Annotated in this window: 20 protein-coding genes; 7 read left to right on the forward strand and 13 right to left on the reverse strand. The window is 39.0% G+C overall.

The window, feature by feature from the left end:
- Positions 1–7 precede the first annotated feature (7 nt).
- Positions 8–1,897, forward strand: a complete 1,890-nt coding sequence (asnB, locus tag ACFWE9_RS11540; RefSeq protein ID WP_377356868.1) for an asparagine synthase (glutamine-hydrolyzing) — start codon at positions 8–10, stop codon at positions 1,895–1,897.
- A 97-nt stretch (positions 1,898–1,994) separates the two neighbouring features.
- Here asnB and ACFWE9_RS11545 read toward each other — a convergent pair whose 3' ends face one another.
- The 4 genes from ACFWE9_RS11545 to ACFWE9_RS11560 all read right to left on the reverse strand — a co-directional run bounded on the left by ACFWE9_RS11545 (position 1,995) and on the right by ACFWE9_RS11560 (position 5,958).
- A complete protein-coding gene (locus ACFWE9_RS11545; protein ID WP_230157909.1) occupies positions 1,995–2,603 on the reverse strand; it encodes an SAM-dependent methyltransferase in 609 nt (202 codons plus the stop codon).
- A gap of 111 nt (positions 2,604–2,714) precedes the next feature.
- Complete coding sequence (locus tag ACFWE9_RS11550; protein WP_377356843.1) at positions 2,715–3,524, reverse strand: SDR family NAD(P)-dependent oxidoreductase; 810 nt, start codon at positions 3,522–3,524, stop codon at positions 2,715–2,717.
- A 186-nt stretch (positions 3,525–3,710) separates the two neighbouring features.
- Entirely contained in the window at positions 3,711–4,076 is a 366-nt protein-coding gene (locus tag ACFWE9_RS11555; RefSeq protein WP_230157914.1) for a PqqD family protein, read from the reverse strand.
- Positions 4,066–5,958: an OPT family oligopeptide transporter gene (locus ACFWE9_RS11560; RefSeq protein ID WP_230157917.1), complete on the reverse strand. Its 1,893-nt coding sequence runs from the start codon at positions 5,956–5,958 to the stop codon at positions 4,066–4,068. Before ACFWE9_RS11560 ends, ACFWE9_RS11555 begins: the two co-directional genes overlap by 11 nt.
- A 575-nt stretch (positions 5,959–6,533) precedes the next feature.
- On the opposite strand from ACFWE9_RS11560, the gene ACFWE9_RS11565 reads away from it, so the two are divergent.
- Both ACFWE9_RS11565 and ACFWE9_RS11570 read left to right on the forward strand, forming a co-directional pair.
- Complete coding sequence (locus ACFWE9_RS11565) at positions 6,534–6,683, forward strand: hypothetical protein (RefSeq protein WP_290370573.1); 150 nt, start codon at positions 6,534–6,536, stop codon at positions 6,681–6,683.
- 251 nt (positions 6,684–6,934) lie between these two features.
- Positions 6,935–7,183: a hypothetical protein gene (locus tag ACFWE9_RS11570; protein ID WP_230157919.1), complete on the forward strand. Its 249-nt coding sequence runs from the start codon at positions 6,935–6,937 to the stop codon at positions 7,181–7,183.
- A gap of 112 nt (positions 7,184–7,295) precedes the next feature.
- Here the strand turns inward: ACFWE9_RS11570 and ACFWE9_RS11575 are convergent, their stop codons facing one another.
- Positions 7,296–7,523, reverse strand: coding sequence for a hypothetical protein (locus ACFWE9_RS11575; RefSeq protein WP_230157920.1), 228 nt, complete (start codon positions 7,521–7,523; stop codon positions 7,296–7,298).
- A 338-nt stretch (positions 7,524–7,861) separates the two neighbouring features.
- Between ACFWE9_RS11575 and ACFWE9_RS11580 the strand changes: the two genes are divergently transcribed.
- Together ACFWE9_RS11580 and ACFWE9_RS11585 are read left to right on the forward strand one after the other, a co-directional pair.
- Complete coding sequence (locus ACFWE9_RS11580) at positions 7,862–8,197, forward strand: hypothetical protein (protein WP_377356847.1); 336 nt, start codon at positions 7,862–7,864, stop codon at positions 8,195–8,197.
- 6 nt (positions 8,198–8,203) lie between these two features.
- On the forward strand, positions 8,204–8,686 hold the full coding sequence (locus ACFWE9_RS11585) for a hypothetical protein (protein ID WP_230157924.1): 483 nt from the start codon (positions 8,204–8,206) through the stop codon (positions 8,684–8,686).
- A 984-nt stretch (positions 8,687–9,670) separates the two neighbouring features.
- Here ACFWE9_RS11585 and ACFWE9_RS11590 read toward each other — a convergent pair.
- From ACFWE9_RS11590 to miaB, 7 genes are all read right to left on the reverse strand, one after another.
- Positions 9,671–10,354, reverse strand: a complete 684-nt coding sequence (locus ACFWE9_RS11590) for an LbetaH domain-containing protein (protein WP_230157926.1) — start codon at positions 10,352–10,354, stop codon at positions 9,671–9,673.
- A 591-nt stretch (positions 10,355–10,945) separates the two neighbouring features.
- Positions 10,946–11,326, reverse strand: a complete 381-nt coding sequence (locus ACFWE9_RS11595; protein ID WP_230157928.1) for a hypothetical protein — start codon at positions 11,324–11,326, stop codon at positions 10,946–10,948.
- Between the two features lie 438 nt (positions 11,327–11,764).
- On the reverse strand, positions 11,765–13,705 hold the full coding sequence (gene mutL / locus ACFWE9_RS11600; RefSeq protein ID WP_230157930.1) for a DNA mismatch repair endonuclease MutL: 1,941 nt from the start codon (positions 13,703–13,705) through the stop codon (positions 11,765–11,767).
- A 23-nt stretch (positions 13,706–13,728) separates the two neighbouring features.
- Positions 13,729–16,356: a DNA mismatch repair protein MutS gene (gene mutS / locus ACFWE9_RS11605; RefSeq protein WP_377356850.1), complete on the reverse strand. Its 2,628-nt coding sequence runs from the start codon at positions 16,354–16,356 to the stop codon at positions 13,729–13,731.
- 265 nt (positions 16,357–16,621) lie between these two features.
- Positions 16,622–17,161, reverse strand: a complete 540-nt coding sequence (locus ACFWE9_RS11610) for an outer spore coat protein CotE (protein ID WP_230157935.1) — start codon at positions 17,159–17,161, stop codon at positions 16,622–16,624.
- 211 nt (positions 17,162–17,372) lie between these two features.
- A complete protein-coding gene (locus ACFWE9_RS11615) occupies positions 17,373–17,801 on the reverse strand; it encodes a YlbF/YmcA family competence regulator (RefSeq protein WP_230157937.1) in 429 nt (142 codons plus the stop codon).
- Position 17,802: 1 nt separating this feature from the next.
- The gene (miaB, locus tag ACFWE9_RS11620; RefSeq protein ID WP_230157938.1) at positions 17,803–19,347 is read right to left on the reverse strand and encodes a tRNA (N6-isopentenyl adenosine(37)-C2)-methylthiotransferase MiaB; all 1,545 of its coding nucleotides are present in this window, start codon (positions 19,345–19,347) and stop codon (positions 17,803–17,805) included.
- Positions 19,348–19,652: 305 nt separating this feature from the next.
- Between miaB and ACFWE9_RS11625 the strand changes: the two genes are divergently transcribed.
- Positions 19,653–20,054, forward strand: a complete 402-nt coding sequence (locus tag ACFWE9_RS11625) for a hypothetical protein (protein WP_377356853.1) — start codon at positions 19,653–19,655, stop codon at positions 20,052–20,054.
- Positions 19,948–20,358, forward strand: a complete 411-nt coding sequence (locus tag ACFWE9_RS11630; RefSeq protein WP_377356855.1) for a hypothetical protein — start codon at positions 19,948–19,950, stop codon at positions 20,356–20,358. Before ACFWE9_RS11625 ends, ACFWE9_RS11630 begins: the two co-directional genes overlap by 107 nt.
- Here ACFWE9_RS11630 and tdh read toward each other — a convergent pair.
- A complete protein-coding gene (gene tdh, locus ACFWE9_RS11635) occupies positions 20,314–21,354 on the reverse strand; it encodes an L-threonine 3-dehydrogenase (protein WP_230158255.1) in 1,041 nt (346 codons plus the stop codon). The two genes, ACFWE9_RS11630 and tdh, sit on opposite strands and share 45 nt — an antisense overlap.
- Positions 21,355–21,503 lie beyond the last annotated feature (149 nt).

Genomic DNA, 21,503 nt, shown 5'->3' on the forward strand with positions numbered 1-21,503 from the left:
GAATTTTATGTGCGGTTTTGTTGGATGTATTCAAAAATATCCGAAAGCCATAAATTCAAAGATGAAAGACACGATCAAAAAAATGAACACCATCATTACCCATAGGGGTCCGGATGATGAAGGCTATTTTTTTGACAATTTTGTAAATTTTGGATTTAGGAGATTAAGTATAATTGATATAGATAATGGTAACCAACCTCTTTCATATGAAAACGAAAGATATTGGATCATATTTAATGGCGAAATCTATAATCATATTGAACTCAGAAAAGAGCTTATTGATAAGGGATATGAGTTCACGACTCATTCTGATACGGAAGTAATACTGGCACTCTATAGTAGCCAAAAAGAGCAAACCGTTCAAAAGCTGCGCGGCATGTTCGCTTTTGTCATTTGGGATAAAATTGAGAAAAAACTGTTTGGAGCAAGGGACCACTTTGGAATCAAGCCTTTTTTCTACTGTGAACAAGATGATGTTACTTATTTTGCTTCAGAGAAAAAGAGTATCTTGACGACAATGAATGAAGAGCTAGATGTGAATTCACTACAGCATTTTCTCAGTTTTCAATATGTTCCGGAACCCTCCACCCTGACCAAAAACATTCAAAAGCTATTACCTGGGCATTATTTCACTAAAGAACCAGGAAAGAAAATGGATATAATTAAGTTTTGGAAGCCTACCTTTCATCCTTCCAATATTGAAGATTCAAAAATCATAAAGGAAATACAGGAAACTTTAATAGACTCTGTGAACGTACATATGAGAAGTGATGTTCCGGTTGGTTCTTTTCTATCAGGAGGAATTGATTCATCATTTATCTGCTCCATCGCGAAGCAAATTAACCCTAAGATCAAAACTTTTTCTGTAGGGTTTGAAAGAGATGGATATAGTGAAATAAACGTTGCACAGGAAACCGCTGCCGCTTTAAATGTTGAAAATATAAGTTATATTATAAGCCCTGAAGAATTCTTGGCAGAACTCCCAAAGATTATATGGCATATGGATGACCCTTTAGCAGACCCCGCTGCCGTTCCACTATACTTTGTCGCACGGGAAGCTAAAAAGCACGTCAAAGTCGCCTTGTCCGGTGAAGGTGCAGATGAGTTATTCGGCGGATATAATATATATCGGGAGCCCCATTCCCTGCGCATGTTTTCCTATATACCAGCACCGGTGAACAATGTGCTGAAGGCCCTTTCCTCTGTTCTGCCAGAAGGGGTTAAAGGAAAGAGTTTCATAGAGCGGGGGGTTACATCTTTGGAAGATCGATATATCGGAAATGCAAATATTTTCGATGAGAAAGAGAAAAAAATATTACTAGTGAATTATCTAAACGGGTTGGAAAATGAAAAAGTGACCGGTCCCATCTATTCAAGTTCTTTAGGCTATGATCCGATAACCCAAATGCAAAACATTGATATTCAAACATGGTTAAAAGGTGATATTTTATTGAAAGCAGATAAAATGTCCATGGCGAATTCTTTAGAGGTGAGAGTTCCATTTCTGGACAAATGCGTATTCAATACAGCCTCAAAACTAAGTACGGATCAAAAGGTAAGAAATGGAACGACCAAATATATTCTTCGTAAAGCAGCCCGAGGGATAGTACCGGAACATGTATGGAGCAGAAAGAAGCTTGGCTTTCCCGTTCCTATACGCCATTGGTTAAAGGATGAATTATACGATTGGGCAGTAAAGTTAATCCAGGAGAGCCCCACTGATTATCTTTTTAACAAACCACAAATTATGAAATTGCTTGAAAACCATATAAATAATAAAATGGACAACAGCCGTAAGCTCTGGACCATTTTAACTTTTATGATTTGGCATCAAATTTATATAGAACAACAATATGAGCCTCAACCTCAAAAGATTTTACAATATGCTGTAAATTAGGCATCATTAAACGAGTGGCTTGTTTCCTCATTTGCACCCCGCAATCAATGAATATTGCGGGGTGCTTTTAATACTTAATTACTTGATTAGTATTCGTTTAATTCGGTAATTGATATATGACGAATTTCTCAAAAGGATTCGATTCAGTCAAGCCGGGTAACAACACTTCTTCTTTCAGCTCGAAGACTGTTTGATTTTCGAGAAAAAAAATATAATCCTGTGACCCATAATATAAAATCAGTTCGATCTGGCGCGGTTCTTTTTCAGTGGATACCAATATGTTATTGATGACCTTCATGAAGATCTGTACAGAAAACGGATTAAAGAAATAAAACCGATTGTCCTTCACATCAATATCATATTCCTCTGCCAAACAACAGTGAAATTCTATTTTGCCATTGTCAGTTTTCCTTTTCTTCCCATAGCTTTTCAGATTCTCTATCGCTTCTTTATAGAAATTTTCATTCATCTCCACTCCAACTGCAGATGATTGATATAGGTGATGGATAAAAAAATTCAATCGTCCTTTACCACATCCAAAATCGACTATGCGATCATTTCTTTTCAGTGGATATTTTTCGAATAAATACTCCAATGCATTATAGGGTGTAGGCTCGTATCGGTGATAATGCAAAGAATCATTGAATTTTTTTTGTTCACCTTCCGTTTTGATGTTCAGCATGTCATCATAATTCGTTACTTCCATTGTTATATGCACCTGCTTCATGGTTATTTCAATAAGACATTCCTAACGAAAAACCCCGAATAAGGTTGATCTTATCCAGGGTAAAGTTTTGTTTTATAAATGTCCAGACAATTAATTGGATTTTGCTTTAGTTAAATAATCATTAAAATCAGAGATGCTTGGATTGGCGATGTAATGACCGCCTTCCACTTGGATCGTCTGACCTGTAATGAATTTGGACTCATCAGAGGCAAGGAATAGAACGGTATATCCGATATCATCCGCTTCACCATGATATGGTAATGCATTAAATTTGGCAAAAATGTCGAGTACTGCCGGAGGCATATTTTTTTTCGCTGCAGGAGTTAAAATAAGGCCTGGTGCCACACCATTACAACGAATATGTTCTTTCCCATACTGTGCAGCGATATAGCGGGTCAAATTCACTACACCCGCTTTGGATGCACCATATGCAGACCGTACGGAGTCACCTGTAAATCCAGCCATGGAGGCCGTATTGATAATCGAGCCTCCTCCCGCTTTAATCATGTGGGGAATCGCAAACCTGCTTCCCAAGAGCACACTTTTTAAATTCACATCCATAAGTCTGTCCCATTCTTCCAAATCTACATTCAAAACATCCAGATCTTTATTTAAGTTAGTCAAACCTACATTATTAACGAGTACCGTAACCGTTCCATATTGTTCAATTGTAAAGTCGACTGCTGCCTGGATTGAATCTGCTTCTCCAGCATCCAAGAATACTCCAGCTGCTTCCCCACCTTGTTTTTTAATGTTTTCGGCCACTTCTTTTGCTCCTGATTCGTTAAAATCAGCAATCACTACTTTTGCGCCTTCTTTAGCCATTAGGGTGGAAATGGATAAGCCTATACCTGAAGCTCCACCTGTCACTAATGCTACTTTACCTTGTACTCTTCCCATAATAACCCACCTGTTCTACAAAATATGAATAATACTGCTTTATGAATCATGACTAACAGTATGTATAAAGATATTACATTTTTTTATACCCATAGTTCATTTATCCAAAAAGTACATGAATAGTAATTACCAATATCCAAAACAAAAAAACAAGCTGAAGCATCAAAAAGAGCTTCAGCTTGTTTTTCATTTTTCTTCTTCATCATCCCATATGATCCAATCGTGGACCTCAAGAATTTCCAAAAATTTCATCAACCTTGGTAAGGCTGGTTCTGCTTCCTCACCAAAATGTTCACTCATCGCTTCGGAAATTTGATTGACATTGCATTTGTACTCCATTTGTTTAATGGCAAATGCCCCAAACTTATCAAGCTTAATTTTACGAAAGGACGGCTGCTTGAAGAAACGGATCGTAATTCGTTCGACAAAATTGGTCCGTTGAATGATTAAAAAAGTTGCTTCCGAAGATTGTTGTTCCAAAGTGACGCGTCTTTCCAAAAGGGGAACCATAGTTAACAGGTTCCTCTTTTTTGATTGGCGTTTACGAAGCATCTTCTTTTTTCCCTTTGCTGGATACGTACCAAAGCAATCCAGCTAGAGCAAGGAACAGTAAGAATGGTAGCAAATTGCTGGCTAATTTAGCCGCAGCCGGAACTTGGACACCTGCTGCAATCAATATGGCAATAAGTACACCAATCAATGATTCACCTGCTATTAAACCAGATGCGAATAATACACCTCTATCAACACGAGCTTTAAGCGCTTCTTTCGTTTTCGCGAAGAATTCAACGAAGAAACGTATAAATCCACCAATCATGATTGGGGCACTAGTGTGAACAGGCAAGTAAATGCCGACTGCAACTACAAGTGAATTCAAACCGAAAAACTCTAATGTAATGGCAATGGCCGCACCGATAAAGATAAGGGTCCAAGGTAAATCTCCTCCAAGAACTCCTTCAGCAAGAATTTTCATTAGAGCCGCTTTAGGTGCTGGAAGTTCTGCAGATCCCATTGTATAAGCATTGTCCATTAGTATTAGGATAAAACCGATGACAGAAGCGGACGCGACGACACCAATCATCATGGCAACTTGCTGTTTCCATGGTGTTCCGCCCACGATATATCCTGTTTTTAGATCTTGAGATACATCACCTGAAACAGCAAGAGCTGTACAAATGATTGCGGCAACGGTTAAAGCCGCTACCATTCCAGTCGTTCCGGTAAAACCAGTAGCTTTATAGACAATCGCTACAATCAAAAGTGTGGCTATGGTCATTCCAGAAACAGGGGAAGAAGAACTTCCAACGATTCCAACAACCCTTGAAGCCACAGTCACGAATAAAAATCCAAAAATCGCAATCGCAATCGCACCGATGATTCCTACATCTGTTATAGGTGTGAAAGCGATGATTAAAATAACAATGATCGTTCCCAACCAAACGTATTTAGCCGGTATGTCTTTTTCAGTACGGATTGAACCTGACTTAAGTTGTCCTTTATTAGCTTTTACGCCTTTAAGAGTATCAATAACTGAACTGAAAAGGATAGGCAACGTTTTAATCAAGGTGATCAATCCGCCAGTTGCAACTGCACCGGCTCCAATATAACGTATATAATTATCCCAAATTCCCCATGCATCCAATTCACCAATCGGTACATCAGAAGGGAAAATGGCTGTTCCATTACTGCTGCCAAAGAAGCTGATCGCCGGTATAAGAACGACCCAGGCTAATAACCCTCCACCTAGCATTTGACCTGAAACACGCGGACCAATAATATACCCTACTCCCAAAAGGGAAGGAAAGGCATCAAGACCAACCACTGCGTTTTTAAAATTTGTGATTCCTGTTTCAACTTCTGTTTTGAAAAGCTTAAATCCATCACCAAGCGCTTTAACCACACCACCGATTACCAAACCGGCCCCGATTAGTTTGGCGCTTGTACCGCCTTTTTCTCCGGACTTTAGTACCTCGGCACATGCCGTACCTTCAGGGTAAGGCAATGTTTCATGTTCCCTAACAATTAATAGCTGTCGAAGGGGCACCATCATGAAGACACCTAAAAATCCCCCGGTTAAAACAATGAAAATGATCAATGCTTGACTCACTTCAATGTCCCACATGAATAATGCTGGGATGGTAAATACAGCACCGGCACCAATAGCCTCCCCTGCCGTGGTCATCGTTTGCACAATATTGTTTTCTAATATAGAATCCCTGCGAAAAATCCCTCTTAAAATAGCCATTGAAATTACCGCGGCGGGTATTGAAGCAGAGACAGTTAATCCAATAAGCAGGCCTAAGTATGCATTTGCTGCCCCGAAGACAATTGCAAGAATGATGCCTAGAATTATTGCAGTTACTGTTAATTCCGGTAAAGATTTAGATGCAGAGACGTACGGGACGAATTTACTCTCTTTCGAATTGTTCGACAATTTAGCCACTTCCTATGTTAAACTTTAAAATCACAGAAATCATTATATCACTGTAATTTCAAAACACGAAATGAGAAGACTCTGTATATTAAAAGTTTGATTATACAAAAAAATCAGATTAGCAGTTTCCGTTAAGAATGATACGTACCTGTATCTATCAACCTCCACCTAATCCACTGCATTATTATTATTAAAGGTAAGTGATCTAGAGGAAACAAAAGATTCCCACAAAATTATCAATATCCAGCACATGATTCGGACCTATAAAAATCCATTACAACTTGGATACAATTATTATACTAGGATTTATCTTATCCAGTTTTATATTCCACCGAGTTTCTTCAATAATATTAGAGCATCTCAAAACTCACACATAGCCCATTTTGGTATATAGTTAAGTTCCATTTTCATCCATTTTAAGTTTTTAGGTTTAGCCACAAGTTGTTCTCTAGTACCCTTATAAATCATTACCCTTACGTTTACCACTTAGGTCATTGTGCCATGGAAAATTCTTTTAATCCATTACCATTACCCGAATTATATGGGACTTCCTCTGCCCAAAACAGTTTGGTTGTATGGCAATCAGGTTAGGAAAGGAGGACATTCCTTATTATTTAGAAGCACATTTGACTGCAGCGGCTTTTTTATTCGCTACTCCTGTCTTCGATACAGCACCCGCTCCTTTTGTCCCTATTGCAGATGTGGCGACTGTTCCAAAGGCATAGAATATCCGGAAAAGGAAGAAACTAGAGAAAAGAAAACTAAAGAAGCGGCTGAATGAGCAGCACAACAACAAGTAAAACAGAAATCACAGGAATATAAAAAACAAACTCACTCCAATGATTTGAATGGTGATGGTTTTGTTTGTCAATATGAAGAACGAATATTGACAATGGCTAGATTCAGGCAATGATGATTGTGAAAGGGAATAAGATTACTTGATTTCAATAAATAAACTGAGAAGGTTAACAAAAGTATGTACATTACGATAAAGGTATACTTACATTCGAGGGAAACTAAATTTTTACAAACCGGAAGTTTCCCTGTCATACATTCAGACTTTAAGAAAGACCCAGATTGGACAGCTGCGGTTGCAGCTTACAAATGGATCCAGCAGATAAAAAGTAACTATGCAGCTAGTGAGGATTTTCGGATCGATCAAGTCGTATATAACGCTGATAACGATATTACGGAGTTAGTTAAAAATGTTAGACCCCCATTTTGATTCATTTTTATAAAACAATAATTAGCCCTCCATTTTTTAGAGTGGCTTTAAAATTTAGGGTAGCTTTACAATTTCATATTCACTCTTGTTCTTAGTCACTAAATCTCTTTTCTCAATAAGGGTAGTATGAATAAAATTCTTGATATGGGGCATATCCTGGATATACATATGCATCGAATCCATCGTATCCTTCGTATCCATAATACCCCCCATATCCACCATAAAAAGGTACAGAAAGCAATGCTCCCGCAGCAAGAGCCCCTAAAAAAGGAAACCCAAAACCAAATTGTCTCCTTAAATCATTTGAATGAAGATATTCATTTGTTAATAAATCATACATTTTTAGTGAGTCCTCCTCAAATCTTTATTTGATTTAGATTATGTCAAGATAAGGAGGATGTTCAGGTTCATTACCTAGGAGTATGTACATTCTGAGAACTTTTTTGCTTGTTGATACGAACGATTTTTTTCGCCATGATAATAACCCCTCTTCAATAAAGAGAAGAGCTTTTTTAATACACTACGATCACACCAATATCTCATCAAACTGAATATGCTCAAACATAAATTGCCCTTCTCGATCAGACAAGGCTTTTTATTTTTCTCCAAGGGCAGCGAAACAATATTGCATTCATCCAATTTGCATCATTATTAAGCATTAATTACGTGGTAAGTAAGATGAGATTTTTTAATTTTTATTCGAACAATTTTTTTGGATTGCATACATTATCTAAGAAAAATGCCATTAGTGTAGGGCAGACTAGCGTACAATCTTTAGTGACGATTACTCCACCGGAATTTTTGGATAAGGAACATAACTTGTTAATAAAATCATACAAAGATATTATAAATTGCTTAGAGGATTTATTATATATGATTGATAAGAATATTCTCAAAGTTTTGAGAGTAGAGGATATTGATAAGGTAATTTGCAAATTAAAAGGCATCGAACAAGCGCTGAATTTTACCACAATTAGCTTAATTAATAAAATCAAATTACAGCCAAGAAGGTGAGAAGTTATGAGAGTACCTGAAGAAGAGCATTTTTTAACTTCCTTACCTCCGCATATTGGGGATAAGATTGATTTATTTGGTTCGATGATTACTAACATAGGAAACCTCCTTACTATTCTAGGGATTGCAGCAGAAGCTCAAGAAGTAGAACAAGTTGAAGTAGAAGAGGTTTCAGCAAACTCGGATACTTCAGCATCAGGGTCGGAATCAAATTCAGGGTTTATATTATCTTTATTTGGTGCTATCTTAGGTGCACTTGGAGACTTAATTTCATCAAGTGGTACCGCCATTGCAATTGAAGAAACCATTATTTTAGATAAAAAAGCGGAACAAGAAACACAAGAACTAAATGATAAAATAAAGAAAATGGAAAATCAAATCGCCTTGTTACAGAAAGATCGGAATTCATTAATCACAGTTACAGAAGCCTTAAAGAGAGAAGTGATTTTCTTACAAAACGTTATCTATCCTAACCTTTATCAAAAATAATATAAGTTCACAACAAGTAGTTTAAATAATCAAACCTAGGCGGCAGGAGGCAAAATTAAATGGACAACAACTAAAATAATTGTTCTCAACTTGAAGAAGCAAAGAACATTTTAATCGGCAGAATACTCACATTGGGAGGCTTCTTCTCGGTTCATTTATCGCTGATGTTGTAGCCTATCAATCTAATGTTAACCCTTCAAAAGACTAAACATTCCAAAAACTCCGGAATATCGCAATTATTTATTTCATCATAAATTCTTATATAATGATGCTCCTTTTCAAAAGGAGTTTTTGCAATTACAGACTATGGTTCCTACAGTGGATACTACACCTAAATTCTCGCATTCCCCCCTTCTATACTTTAGTTAAATTCATCAAATACACACTTATACTAATTAATTGCGTTTATCAAAAAGGAATTATTATTTTCACCTCTTTAAAACAAGCGATTCCAATTTTTGATTCGAATTGCCCCTACCCATAAACCTGTGCATTTTCCGATAGGTATGTCCGGAAATCACAATCCACGTCCTCTTTAGCCATGCCCAACACTCGTGAATGTGTTTTTTTTATCGATCACTTTCATCATGGGATTACCGTAGTAAAACAACGTAATTTTTTGACCCTATACGATTTCAACTCTTTTAGGATACTACTGCGCAGGCATCCCTTCCCTTGATGAGATTAAGTGAATATCATGGTTATAATTAACAGCATATCTCCTAATCCCCCTTTATCTTATGTTCACCAGTAATAGGCAGTACGGCAAACAAATTTGCCGCAGAAACGGTTGAGGTGATTCCCACCTTTTCAATCATATTGCTTTTTACGTTTCCCATGTTTCACTTCCCCTTTTTAAAGAGGCTTTGATAAACATTAATGTAGTGAACAAATAAAAAAGAGACCACTTTATTTGGTCTCCTTAGTGCACCCTTCCGTATTTCTGTCCTCTGCGAAAAGGAATCCGTTGCATACATTCCCATTTTAATGTTGGTCATAGGCAAATCCGCAGGAGCAACGATTTTTCCCAAATAACAGGTGATACGATGCGGGGAATTCTTGATTGACTCGTTGAACTTCATGTGCAAATTCCTTACTATCCTTTGGTACTGGCGAAAGTGCATCCGCTTTTTCTTGAGAATCTATATTAGCTCCAGGTGGTACGAACCTTTTAGGTGGAATTCGAACGCCATTTGTAACCACGGCATTATAAGAAATAAATGCCCCTCTCCCTACAATTGCGGTATAAACAATGGCATTAAAACCAACAAATACTTTGTCTGCGATATAACAAGGACCATGAACAAGTGCTCCATGAGCAATGGTCACTTCATCTCCAATGAATATAGAATACCTTTTTGCTCCAGCTGAAATCTTTTTATTTAATAAACCATGTAAAATTACCCCGTCCTGGATATTTGTATTAGAACCTATATAAAAAGGGGTTCCTTCATCCGCACGTATACTTACATTAGGGGCTACATAAACATTGTTTCTAATGGTAACATCACCTATGACACTGGAAAACTGACTTACAAATGCTGTTTTATCAATTTTAGGAAAGCGTTGAACAGGATTAAATGAAGTTATAGGGTTGGGACTTATGAATGGTTCAAAACAATGAGAATGGTTATTAGAAACGGAGTTTGAGCCTTTTTTCTCTCCCAAGTAATCACCTCCTTCACAATCTATTGGCGCGTATAATCATATTATGCAAGAAGGTTGGGTGAGGAATGGGCTATCAAAAATTCAGTCCCAGTGTTCTTTGTTCATCCACTATCCTGCCCAGTATTTTCTATTAGAAAAGCGATCATTGTTATATTCGATTTATATAACGTTTAAAGAGTTTAAAAAAAGTCCACTAACTCTCTTCGTTAATTTTCTTTAGGGTTCGATTCTTAGATTTCCTGTTATGATGAGGCTTTGAAAAATCGTAAAAACCGTTCACTTGTTAATCATCCATAATATAGAAAAAAACTATAAAAGATATGGATTATTTTTGTGATCCATAAACAACTAACTCATCCGTTAGTTGTTTAGGTTAAGTAAAATCTTTTAAAAAAACAGTTAAACCACAATTATTATTCTTGGTCCTTTCCCAAACCAAAACTACCAGCAACTAGCTCAATAAGAAGGAAACATTCACTTACTTATTAACCAGCTAAATTGGCAAACAAAAATAGCGTTAACCCTTTTGGTTAACGCTCTAAAATCGGTGTACATGAACCCATTCGACTATTCCAGGCGTAAATTTCAATATCAATCCTCATTCTCTTCTTCTTCAAATAAATCGTGTTCACCAATATAAATAGGGCCGTTTGCATGATCAATTCTAATTGGCCATTCATACGGAACGGATAAACGGCTGGATATATCTCTCCAAAATTTACTCGAATCGGTTTCAAAATCTTGAAATTCTTTTAATAGTTCTTTATAAGACGCACCGTCAAATTGTATATTCATTTCCTGCAACCTCATGAAAGCCATATGTCTAATTTCTAACTCTGCTGCCTTTTCCATTTCTTCTTCTGTTGCCTCTCCGATAATGGTTCCTGGCGGGGGCAAGATAGCGTAGATATTTTCTACTTCTTCTCCCATTCCCTGTGAGGGAATCAATTTATTCCTGATCCGATTAATCATAAAGTCAACTCCTAATGGTTTTAATCTATTATATATAAGTCTACCGAGCTCCGTAAACTAAAAACCCTTCATGTTCCACTAAAGCAACTGAGAGCTTAAGTTGAAACCTTCACAAGTCGATATCTATCCTTGGAATTTAATACAACATAAAGGTTCTAGAATCATACCATTCTGGATGAATAATCCGACCTGTAATCCAATCTGCTTCATTACAAAAATGGCTAAATCAGCAACACATCAAATGACAATTGATGTCGATAATGAAACTTTCGTTAAACTAGTCATGTTACATAGAATATACAGGACTCCTCTGCAGAAAACTTTTCAAAATCTCTAGGAAAAAAGAGCATGGACCGATAAATGTGGTCATTTTGTGGTCAATTAACTGAAAAAGCAATGGAGAGCCCTATCAAATATAGGGTTCTCCATTGCTTTTAATTACATGACCCGCTTGAACATTTTCTCCATTTCATAAATGGAATAAGAGATGATGATCGGTCTTCCGTGAGGACATGTGAAGGGATCTGTTGTTCGTCTTAGTTCATCCAATAGTGCTTGTATTTCATCACTGCGCAGATGACGGTTTGCCTTTATGGAGGCTTTACAGCTCATCATGATGGCTGCTTCTTCGCGCAGTTTTTTGATATCGACCTTTTTCATCAATAATAATTGTTCTATCATTTCTTCAAGGATTTCCTGTTCAATCCCTTTAGGGAACCATTGTGGGTGTGATCGTACAATATAGGCATTATAGCCAAACTCCTCTAAATAGACGCCAACTTTTTCCAGCTCATGCTGATATTCATTTATCCGAATACATTGGTCTGTCGAAAATTCAAGCGTGATTGGAACCAGCATATCTTGTAGTTCGTTCTCGACTTGTCCGACTTTTTCTTTAAAATACTCGTATTTGATCCGTTCCTGTGCCGCATGTTGGTCGATTATATACAAGCCCTTTTCGTTTTGGGCGAAAATATACGTACCATGCATTTGCCCAATTGGGTACATCGGAGGGATTCGACTTTCCGATTCATTTCCCTCGATTTCTTCCTCTTGTTCGACCGTATAGGTTGTATACTTTTCTGCCGATTCGAAGTATGGTTTTCTTTCATCCTCTGGTAAAACCGGGATATAAGCATCTGTATTTTGATGCTGCTCTTCATTGCTGTAGATTAATTCCTTTGGTTCGAAATTAAAATCTTCGACATGATCCTCAGCATGCTTTTGTTCCTGCTTTTCCCGAATCAAGGTATCCTTCAATAGTGAAGCTTCCTTCTTGGCTTCTTCAAGGACTCGCTTCCCTCTTTCCACAACATGGTCCAAATCAAGCGTAGTTTGCTCACTTTTCACCTGTTCCGGCTTTGGTGCAGGTGTATATCCACTTGGAATGAGAGATAACTTATTAAACGCAGATTTGATTGTTTCTGATACGAGGCTGTACAATTCATGTTCCTTGCTGAGCCTAACCTCCATTTTGGATGGATGGACGTTGACATCGACAAGAATTGGATCCATTTCAATATTCAACAAAGCAATTGGAAACCGGCCAATCGGAAGAAGGGTATGGTACCCATCCAAAATCGCTTTCACTAGTGCATAGTTTTTAATGAAACGGCCGTTTATCATCGTTGATATATAATTCCTTGAAGCCCGGGTGACCTCAGGCATAACGATATAACCTGATAAAGTGAAGTCCAAAGAGCTTGCCTGAATGGGAATCATCTTTTTGGCGATATTCGTCCCATAGATTGCAGCTAGCACCTGCCTGACATCACCGTTACCATTCGTATGCAGGATACGCTTCTCATTGTGTGATAATCGTATAGAAACATCCGGGTGTGAAAGTGCGAGCCTGTTAGCGACATCTGTAATATTTCCAAGCTCGGTATGAACGGTTTTCATATATTTCAACCTTGCAGGTGTATTGTAAAATAAGTCGGTAACAAGGATATCCGTTCCTTTACGGCTGGATGAAGCCTCAAGTTCCTTCACCATCCCGCCTTCAAGAAGAATGCGCGTCCCTACGCCTTCACCTGTGCTGCTTTTCAATTCAAAACGGGAAACTGAGGCAATACTTGGCATAGCTTCCCCGCGGAAACCAAGTGTTCGAATTCGGAATAGATCGTTTTCATCTTTTATTTTACTTGTAGCATGTCGTTTAAATGCTTGCTCTATATCATCAGCCAAAATCCCATCGCCATTGTCCACGATTCGAATGGAACCAAGTCCAGCCTCCACCAATTCAATCTCAATGATGGTACTGTTTGCATCTATGGCGTTTTCCACAAGTTCCTTTACGACTGAGGCTGGGCGTTCAACAACTTCGCCAGCTGCGATTTTATTCGATAAAGCCTCGTCCAGCTGTATGATTTTTCCCATTTTTATCGCCTCGCTTTATTTACTCATTTAAGTTTCTTTTGCAATTTATAAAGGGTGTTCATCGCCTCGAGTGGCGTCATTTCAAGGATATCCAGCGATTTTATGTCATCCAGCACCTTTTTTTCCTTAGGAGAAGAATTCACTCTTCCTTTAGGTGCCTCTTCGCCAAAGAAGGACAGCTGTGCCTCATTGTCAGGTATTTCTGGAGCAGCTGCAGCAATCGGTGCTTTTATAGCATCAACTGGCTCTGCAGGTAGCGCCTTTGCTTGTCCATTTTCATTCTCTAAATGTGCTAAGATAGCTGCTGCCCGGTCAATCAACTGCGTTGGTAGATCAGCAAGTTTGGCCACATGAATTCCATAACTTTTATCTGCTGGTCCTTCTTTAATTTTATGAAGGAAAACGACGTTACCATTTTGCTCAATTGCACTGACATGAATATTTTTCAATTTGGGCAGTTCCGATGCTAATACCGTCAATTCGTGATAATGAGTGGAAAAAAGGGTCTTCGCACCAATTTCCTCATGGATATATTCAATTATGGCTTGGGCAAGTGCCATCCCATCGTATGTTGATGTTCCCCGCCCGATCTCATCAAATAAAATTAAACTGTTTTCCGTCGCATTCATGATGGCATTCCTTGCTTCAAGCATCTCAACCATGAAAGTACTTTGGCCAGAAATCAAATCATCGGCCGCGCCAATCCTAGTGAATACCTTATCAAAAATAGGCAATTCAGCTATACTTGCAGAAACGAAGCATCCAATTTGCGCTAGAATCGAGGTTAGCGCAATCTGACGCATATACGTACTTTTACCCGACATATTGGGCCCTGTGATCAAGAGTAACTCCCTGTCTCCGTCCATGAAGCAGTCATTGGGGACATACTCCTGTGATTGAAGGACTTTTTCGACTACTGGATGCCGCCCTTCCTTCAAGACGATTCTTCGATTATCAGTAAAGACAGGCTTCACATAATGGCGTTCTTCGCTAATCGTAGCAAAGCACTGCAGGACATCTAGTTCACTGACGCCCTTTGCTAAATCCTGTAAGCGTGGGATATAACTTTTAACCTCTTCACGCAGATTGAGGAACAGGTCATATTCCAAACCGATGCTTTTTTCTTCGGCTTGTAAAATCAAAGCTTCCTTTTCTTTCAATTCTGGTGTGATATAACGCTCGGCATTCGTTAACGTTTGCTTCCGTTCATAGCGCCCTTCTTCAAGCAGATGCAGATTGGCACGTGTGACTTCAATATAATAGCCAAACACACGATTATAACCGATTTTCAATGATCTGATCCCTGTCCGTTCCCGTTCTTCGCGTTCCAGCTGAGCAATCCAAGTTTTTCCGTTTCTGCTGGCATACCTGTATGTATCCAGCTCATCATGGAAACCGTCCTGAATGATATTTCCTTCCTTGACGGACAATGGTGGGTTTTCAACTAGCGCGGTTTCAAGCAAATCCGTGACTTCTTCACAAGGATCCAATTTATCGGCAAGAATTGAAATCTCCTGATTGGAAGCCATTGACTTCACGATTTCACGGATGATGGGAACCTGTTGCAACGAACGTTTCAACTGAATCAAGTCCCTGGCATTAACATTCCCAAAGGCGACCCTTCCGGCAAGCCGCTCCAAATCGTATACTTCCTTAAGGCGTTCGCGTAAGTCTTGCCGTTCGAAGTATTGATTTTTCAGGGTTTCAACAAGATTTTGCCTTCGCTCGATCTGTTTTTTACTTATGAGCGGTCTATCAATCCATTGCTTCAACATTCTTCCGCCCATGGCTGTTTTCGTTTCATCAAGCAGCCATAATAATGAGCCTTTTTTACCTTTGGAACGGATGGTTTCAGTCAACTCCAAATTGCGTTTGCTATAATAATCAATTTTCATATATTGTGACGTTTCATATGCAAGTACTGGCTGTAAATGATCCAGACTGCGCTTTTGTGTGCGGTATAGATAATTCAATAAACGTGTGGTGGTTGTCTTCTGCTTTTCGGCCTTTAAAAGATGCAATAAAGGAACGAACGACTCACTTTGTTCCAAATTATCTTCTAGGGATAGAGCTGCGGCGCCCCGTTCTTGCAGCCTTTTTTTCCATTCTTCATTGAAATCCTCAGAAATGACCACTTCACTCGCACCAAGGATAGCAAATTCATTGAGAACTTCTTCGAAACTCTCAATCAACGTGACCTTATTTTCCCCTGTAGATAAATCATTGTACCCAAAACCAAACTGACCATCATGAAAAGAAGTGATGGTGGTGATGTAATTATTTTCCTTTTCTCGAAGACCTTTACTATCCATTTTCGTACCCGGCGTAATCAGCTGGACAACTTCCCTGCGCACTACGCCTTTGGCTTGTTTGGGATCTTCCGTCTGTTCACAAATAGCTACTTTAAATCCTTTTTCTATTAATATATCAATATAATTAGCAGCCGAATGATACGGAATGCCGCACATCGGAATTCGATCTTCGCTTCCACCTTCTCGGCTCGTTAATGTAATTTCGAGCTCCTGTGATGCATTCAGTGCATCATCAAAAAACATTTCATAAAAATCGCCTAAACGAAAAAATAAAAAGGCATCCTGATACTCTGCCTTAATTTTTAAATATTGCTGTATCATCGGAGTATATCCAGCCATTCCTTCAAAACCTTTCCAAACTAAAATCTATTATTCATTTATGTCCTACATTATAACATACGGGAATGCTACATTGCCTGCATTCGGATATTCATCGTAAATCAATTTTTTCCTATGAAGGGACTGTATATTGCTAGAAATCCGTACAATCATACAAAACATTATTTACCCATTCCCTAAAAACTGCAAAGGACCTATCCCGTTTCAAAATAAATAAAACCGGATGAAGGGAATGTCATCCGGTAGTTACTTTCCATATTCTATTCTATTCGTCTTCGAATTCATCAAGGAAATCCGGATCTAAATCTTCAAATTCCTCATCATCGAAATCAGAGCCCCAGTCATCCTCACAGCGGCCATCTGGATTAACAGCGACACAAATTTTCGTTTCGCCGACGACTTCCACAAAGAATTCTCTTTCCACATGGACGATGATTTTTTGCCCACATGGGGAGATGCAAGCTTCTAAACAATTCGGCTGTTGGACAGATTTTGCAACGATTTCATGGTCATCAAGACAATCGGGATCACGGTATTTCAACGAAATCACGTCGGTATATTGCACTTTTTCAGTAACAACTTCCGTTTTTGAATTATGGTTATAAGAATACCAAACGTTGATTTCGTAGCTGCCGTGGATTTCTACCTTTTTGCCGACTTTCTTTGCATCGTATTTATGGTTGATGATCCAACAACCTAGAATGCTAGAAGGATGATGAGCCGGGCAAATGGTGTGAGAGGACTTTGTAAATTTACGTCCTTTTGCCACCACCGCTTTAGTAATTATCTCTCTATATTGTGACATGCTAGCGAACCCTCCTCATACAGTTTCCATTCATCCTATGCGTGGTAAAAGTCTAGTGTGCGTAGAATTTTTTTTATTTGAAAACTGCTGTAATGTTTTAAACCTAGGTTATTTTATGCGCATGTTTTGGGATATGTGTCACGAATGGGCGCCGTATAAGGATTTCCGAATATAAAAAAGCCCTTCTGAAATCAGAAGGGCTTTTTTATATTCATGAACAGCTTCCGCCGCCAGCTTGTACCTGTGAACCTGTCTCGCCGCGAAGGACATCGCCTTGGGTTGATTCAATAATCAGGTCAGTCACCTTATTCGATACTTGTGATGAGACCATTTGTAAAAGATCATTTACGTCAACTTGGGATTGTTTGAATTCTTGGACGATCGGTAGTTCGTCCAATTGTTTTTCCAATGCATCAATTTTCTCCTGAACTTGGCTGTATGCTTTCTCTTTGCCGTAATGCTGGAAGTTGACCGCCTGTTTTTGCAAACTTTTGATACTTGCAATCATTTCCCGGATTTTTTGGTTTTCATTGATGTGAGCTTCAGCCCTTTTAAAGAAATCGACTTCTTCCGTGCTGGCAATCATCTCAGCGAGCTCGGCTGCTTTTGTCAGAATGTCATCTTTAGTATATTTCGTCATATTACTCCACCTCAATCGCCGTTGCTTCTTCAACCATATCCCCATTTAATGACCATGTTTTCGTTCCAGTGATTTTCACTTTTACGATTTGGCCAATGGCAGATTTTGGTCCTTTGAAGTTGACGAGCTTATTTTTGGTTGTATAGCCTGCTAATACTTCCGCATTCTTCTTGCTTTCACCTTCTACAAGCACTTCAACAATCTGTCCATCATACTCTTTCATTTTCAACGCACACGTATCATTTACAAGTGCATTCAAGCGCTGAAGACGTTCCTTTTTCACTTCCATCGGTACATTATCCTGCATTTTCGCAGCAGGAGTTCCCTCACGTGGTGAATAAATGTAAGTATATGCTGCATCAAAACCAACTTCGCGGTATAAAGACATCGTTTCTTCAAAGTGCTCTTCCGTTTCATTCGGATAGCCGACAATGATGTCAGTCGTTAGTGATGCACTTGGGATAGCTTCCTTAATCTTTTTTACTAACTCTAAATATTGTTCACGTGTATATTTACGAGCCATGATTTTAAGAGTGTCCGTACTTCCCGATTGAACAGGAAGATGGATATGGTCAACAAGATTGCCGCCTTTAGCCAGAACTTCAATCAAGTGATCATCAAAGTCACGGGGGTGACTTGTCGTAAATCGAATACGAGGAATATCGATTTTGCGGATTTCATCCATCAAATCACCGAAACGATATTCAATATCCGTAAAATCTTTACCATAAGCATTAACATTCTGTCCAAGAAGGGTTATTTCTTTGTAGCCCTGGGCAGCCAAATGACGCACTTCTTGTATAATATCTTCAGGTCTGCGACTTCTTTCTTTTCCCCTTGTATATGGTACGATGCAGTATGTACAAAACTTATCGCAGCCATACATGATATTAACCCATGCTTTCGTTTTGCCTTTACGCACTTTCGGAAGGTTCTCGATTACATCACCTTCTTTTGACCAAACCTCAATGACCATTTCCTTTGAAAGATAAGCTTCATTAAGAATTTGGGGCAAACGGTGGATATTATGCGTTCCGAAAATCATGTCAACAAAATGGTGCTTCTCAAGAATTCGCTTTACAACTGACTCTTCTTGGGACATGCAGCCGCAAACCCCAAGCAATAAATCCGGCTTTTCCAATTTCAATGATTTTAAATGACCCAATTCACCAAACACTTTATTCTCAGCGTTTTCCCGAATCGCACATGTGTTAAGTAAAATGACGTTCGCATCATCAACCGTGTTTGTAGGCTGATAACCAAGTGCCGTAAAAATACCCGCCATTACCTCTGTGTCATGTTCATTCATTTGACAGCCATATGTACGAATGTAAAACTTTTTGCCTTCTCCCATACCACGGAAACCTTCAGGAATCGCAAAATCATCATGATATTCTACTTCTTCTTTTCCTCGCTTTTTCGCATCTTTTAAGGAAGGCGGAATATAAACGGCTTGAAAGTACTTACTGTAGTCCTTATCGGATTTTTTGTCCGCTGGATTCTCAGCCTGTACTTGTTGTGATTCTAATCGTTGTTTCTCGTTCATAGTTAATCTCCTTTCAAAATAGTTAGTTTATTTCTTTCACCAACTATTCCAAGACCTATCTAGTTTCTAATGTTTTTATACGTCATTCCTTTTAAAAATCACCAGTAAATATTAGCTTTTAAGTGTGATATATCCACATTAACATAGTATAAAGCTTTTAACAGCAAGAAACAATCATTCTGTCGTGCCTTCTTCAATTGTAAGAAATTATTCACAGATACGGTAATTGAGAACATTAAAGAAGGGGCCTGATTCGCATATTCTAACGAACTTAGCCCCTTCTTATTAAATGATAGGATGATAGGATGATACTATTCCTTCACAGCTATTTCAAATGCAGACCATGCAATTTACTCGTAAGTTTGGTCGATTTACTCGTGAATTTGGGCGTTTTACTCGTGAGTTTGACCGCTTTACTCGTGAGTTCGAGCGCTTTACTCGTGAATTTGCGCTTTACTCGTGAATTCGAGCGCTTTACTCGTGAATTTAGGCGCTTTACTCGTGAGTTTGGGCGCTTTACTCGTGAGTTTGACCGCTTTACTCGTGAATTTGCGCTTTACGTGAATTTCGGCACTTTACTCGTGAGTTTGACCGCTTTACGTGAATTTCGGCACTTTACTCGTGAGTTTGACCGCTTTACTCGTGAATTCGAGCGCTTTACTCGTGAGTTTGGACGCTTTACTCGTGAATTTGCGCTTTACTCGTGAGTTTGCGCTTTACGTGAATTTCGGCACTTTACTCGTGAGTTTGACCGCTTTACTCGTGAGTTTGGACGCTTTACTCGTGAATTTCGGCACTTTACTCGTGAGTTTGACCGCTTTACTCGTGAATTTCGGCACTTTACTCGTGAATTTGCGCTTTACTCGTGAATTTCGGCACTTTACTCGTGAGTTTGACCGCTTTACTCGTGAATTTCGGCACTTTACTCGTGAGTTTGACCGCTTTACTCGTGAACCTTATCACTCTTTAAGGTATCAGGAGTACCTTACCACACTGACCTTTGATCATTAGATCAAATCCTTTCTCAAAATCGCTTAGCGAAAAACGGTGCGTAATCATTGGTTTTACATCAACCTTCCCACTTCCAAGCAGACTTGAAACTTGTTGCCAGGTTGAAAACATTTTCCTTCCGGTTATCCCTTGTACAGTAAGTCCCTTGAAAACGATATCCTCCGTTATATTCAGTGTGACGGGCTGAGCCGGCAGACTCAGGATTGATATCCTTCCACCATTTGTCGCCATCTTAAACCCTTGTTCGATAGCAGCAGGATTTCCGCTCATTTCACAAACTACATCCACCCCATCCGTATCTGTGAGGCCTTTCGTGATTTCCAGTGGATTTTGTTTAAGTGAATGGATTAGGTGTGTAGCCCCCATCTTTTTTGCAAGCTGAAGTCGATAATCATTAATATCAAGAGCGATTACTTTATCAGCACCTGCAGCCTTTGCAACAGCCACTGCCATAAGTCCAATTGGTCCACAGCCAATGATTGCCACCGTTTTACCAAGCACATCGCCTGCAAGGACAGAATGGACGGCATTACCCATCGGTTCTTGGATGGTAGCTATATCGGGCGGCATGTCAATTGGATTTATCCATAGATTCTTGGCGGGCAGAGCTACATACTCAGCAAAGCACCCCTGTATATCGAGACCAACAATACTCGTATTTTTACAAATATGAAACTGTCCCGTTAAACACTGACGGCATGCACCGCAAACGATATGTGTTTCGGCAGATACATAATCCCCAACTGAAACATTATTCACTATTGCTCCTATCTCCACTACTTCCCCTGCGAACTCGTGCCCAAATACGTATGGTGGATTCACTCTTCCCTGTGACCATTTATCCCAAGTGAAAATATGAATATCAGTTCCGCAAATCGAGGTCATGTTGACTCGAATCAATACCTCGTCCTCTCGAATATCCGGAATATCGACAACCTGCATTTGTGCTCCATAACCTCGGTGATGTTTGACAACTGCTTTCATTTTCCCTCTCAACATGTACACTCCCCCTGAAATAGGGCTGCTCATTCATCTACCTTAATATGTAAAGATATGAAAAACTAATCTAAAAAATACCATAATCGCTTTTGTACCGGCCTCTTCACATTAATAATGATGATTTTTAGTGCATTCGTACATTTTTA

The sequence above is a fragment of the Peribacillus sp. NPDC060253 genome, from assembly GCF_042727425.1.
GTDB lineage: Bacteria > Bacillota > Bacilli > Bacillales > DSM-1321 > Peribacillus.

Coding starts and splice junctions, on each gene's coding strand:
- asnB (WP_377356868.1), top strand. CDS start 8: ATGTGCGGTTTTGTTGGATGTATTCAAAAATATCCGAAAGCCATAAAT.
- ACFWE9_RS11545 (WP_230157909.1), bottom strand. CDS start 2,603: ATGGAAGTAACGAATTATGATGACATGCTGAACATCAAAACGGAAGGT.
- ACFWE9_RS11550 (WP_377356843.1), bottom strand. CDS start 3,524: ATGGGAAGAGTACAAGGTAAAGTAGCATTAGTGACAGGTGGAGCTTCA.
- ACFWE9_RS11555 (WP_230157914.1), bottom strand. CDS start 4,076: ATGCTTCGTAAACGCCAATCAAAAAAGAGGAACCTGTTAACTATGGTT.
- ACFWE9_RS11565 (WP_290370573.1), top strand. CDS start 6,534: ATGGCAATCAGGTTAGGAAAGGAGGACATTCCTTATTATTTAGAAGCA.
- ACFWE9_RS11570 (WP_230157919.1), top strand. CDS start 6,935: ATGTACATTACGATAAAGGTATACTTACATTCGAGGGAAACTAAATTT.
- ACFWE9_RS11575 (WP_230157920.1), bottom strand. CDS start 7,523: ATGTATGATTTATTAACAAATGAATATCTTCATTCAAATGATTTAAGG.
- ACFWE9_RS11580 (WP_377356847.1), top strand. CDS start 7,862: ATGAGATTTTTTAATTTTTATTCGAACAATTTTTTTGGATTGCATACA.
- ACFWE9_RS11585 (WP_230157924.1), top strand. CDS start 8,204: ATGAGAGTACCTGAAGAAGAGCATTTTTTAACTTCCTTACCTCCGCAT.
- ACFWE9_RS11595 (WP_230157928.1), bottom strand. CDS start 11,326: ATGATTAATCGGATCAGGAATAAATTGATTCCCTCACAGGGAATGGGA.
- mutL (WP_230157930.1), bottom strand. CDS start 13,705: ATGGGAAAAATCATACAGCTGGACGAGGCTTTATCGAATAAAATCGCA.
- mutS (WP_377356850.1), bottom strand. CDS start 16,356: ATGGCTGGATATACTCCGATGATACAGCAATATTTAAAAATTAAGGCA.
- ACFWE9_RS11610 (WP_230157935.1), bottom strand. CDS start 17,161: ATGTCACAATATAGAGAGATAATTACTAAAGCGGTGGTGGCAAAAGGA.
- ACFWE9_RS11615 (WP_230157937.1), bottom strand. CDS start 17,801: ATGACGAAATATACTAAAGATGACATTCTGACAAAAGCAGCCGAGCTC.
- miaB (WP_230157938.1), bottom strand. CDS start 19,347: ATGAACGAGAAACAACGATTAGAATCACAACAAGTACAGGCTGAGAAT.
- ACFWE9_RS11625 (WP_377356853.1), top strand. CDS start 19,653: ATGATACTATTCCTTCACAGCTATTTCAAATGCAGACCATGCAATTTA.